Here is a 1,802-nt window from a genome sequence, read left to right as displayed (position 1 = left end):
GGTTTCCAGTTTCGGGTTTCCAGTTTTGAACTGAAGGCAGCTAATTCCTTTTTCTCTTTATGATAAGGTAAACTTCTCTCCCAAGATACTCTTTTGGGCAATCAACCTTTGCACCATTGCCAAATGGAGTAACGGTCCTTTTCAGAAATCCTTCAATCCCATGTACTGTGATTTTTGTTTTAGTTTTCATCTTTATCCTTCTCATTATAGTATATACTATGTAAATACATATAAACCTTTCCATTTATAGTACATGCAGGTGATTTTATGGCCTACGTCAAGTCGCTCAAAAACCAGCAATGGCTGCTGCCCCCAAGCATAGAAGAATTGATCCCAGAAGACCACATCTGCTTTCTGGTCGAAAGTCTTGTTGAGTCTATGGACTACAGTTCGTTCGACGAAAAATATTCCGGCCCTGGCCATCCAGCGTACCACCCACGCATCCTTCTGAAATTGCTCATTATGGGCATTCTCGATAAAATCAGGTCATCGCGAAAACTTGCACGATGTGCACGTGAAAACATTGCCTACATGTACTTGGCAGAAAAACTAGCCCCCGATTTCAGGACCATCAGCGATTTTCGAAAAGACAATCCGAGGCTGATAAAGGAGGCATTCAAACAAACAATCGTTCTTGCAAAGAAGCTTGGCATGGTAAACCTGTCCTGCCTTTCCACAGATGGGACAAAGATAAAAGCATCTGCTTCCAACCGCAATACGCTGACAAAGAAGGAGATAGAGGTGCTGCTCGGGTTTGTTGAAGGGGAATTGCAGGCATGGGCGCAGCAGGACGTTGTTGAAGACAGGCAATTCAAAAATCTCCGTGGCAGCGACCAGCTGCCAGAGGCAAGCAAAAAGAAAATCCAAAGCCTTGTGAAACAATATATCGAGAAGACAAAGGAGAGGGGGAATAAAGCAACTGCCAAAATAAAGCAAAAACTCAAAACGGCAGAAGAAGAAATGGCAAAAAATAATCTTGCCAAGGTCAGCACCACAGACCCGGAGAGCAGATTCATGCCCAACAAAAAGAAACGAATTGAATTCTCCTACAATGCTCAGATAACAACTGATAGGGAGGGATTTGTCCTTGCATGCGAGGCTACGCAGGATGAAACAGATACCAACCAGCTGATTTCACAGGTAGAGCAAACTGAACAAAATCTTGATGGGTTGCCCCCCGGCACAAAATTGAATGCTGACAATGGCTACTACAGCACAGAAAACATAGAATATGCGGCTGTCAAGGCAGTTGATTTATATGTGCCTCCTCCAAAAAAGAAACCAGGCCCCTTTTCATCTGGCAATTTCAAATACCGCCGCGATGCAGATGAATTCACATGTCCTAATGGAAATGCAGTAAGGTTCCTGTCACGCAGATTCGACAAGACAAAAGGTAACGAGTATCTTTTTTACAAGGCAGAGGGATGTCAAGCCTGCCCACACCAAAAAGCATGCACGCGCAGCGAAAAAGGAATTCGCATTCTCAAGATAACTCCAAATTTGGAACTCAGGACAGGGATGGAACGTAAAATGGCGACTGAGGCAGCAAAGGAAACGTACAAACTCAGGAGACAAACTGTAGAGCCAACCATAGGCGACTTGAAAAAACACCTTGGATTGGAAGACTTTGTTTTGAAGGGCTTGAAAAATGCAAATATCGAATTAGACCTGGCGTGTGCAGCCAGGAACCTCAAGAGGGTGTGGGCGAAGCAGAAAAGAAACAATCATTAGGCCTGCCGGTGGGAATTTTCATAGTCTGCATCATTACATCTGGTTCTGAGACCAATTGCCGGACAGTCTGT

General features: G+C 44.2%; 2 protein-coding genes. One reads left to right on the top strand and one right to left on the bottom strand.

From position 1 onward, the window contains the following. Window positions 1-40: 40 nt before the first annotated feature. On the bottom strand, window positions 41-190 hold the full coding sequence (locus AB1552_14370; protein ID MEW6054943.1) for a DUF2080 family transposase-associated protein: 150 nt from the start codon (window positions 188-190) through the stop codon (window positions 41-43). 77 nt (window positions 191-267) lie between these two features. Between AB1552_14370 and AB1552_14365 the strand changes: the two genes are divergently transcribed. Continuing rightward, window positions 268-1,731, top strand: a complete 1,464-nt coding sequence (locus AB1552_14365) for an IS1182 family transposase (protein MEW6054942.1) — start codon at window positions 268-270, stop codon at window positions 1,729-1,731. The last annotated feature ends 71 nt before the right edge of the window (window positions 1,732-1,802 follow it).

The sequence above is a fragment of the Nitrospirota bacterium genome, assembly GCA_040754395.1.
Classification (GTDB): Bacteria; Nitrospirota; Thermodesulfovibrionia; order Thermodesulfovibrionales; family SM23-35; genus JBFMCL01.
The sequence above is the reverse complement of the archived record's forward strand: the minus strand, read 5'-3'. Positions and strand labels throughout refer to the sequence as shown.

Excerpts from the sequence above, each read along its gene's own strand:
- AB1552_14370 (MEW6054943.1), bottom strand. The coding sequence starts at position 190 with ATGAAAACTAAAACAAAAATCACAGTACATGGGATTGAAGGATTTCTG.
- AB1552_14365 (MEW6054942.1), top strand. The coding sequence starts at position 268 with ATGGCCTACGTCAAGTCGCTCAAAAACCAGCAATGGCTGCTGCCCCCA.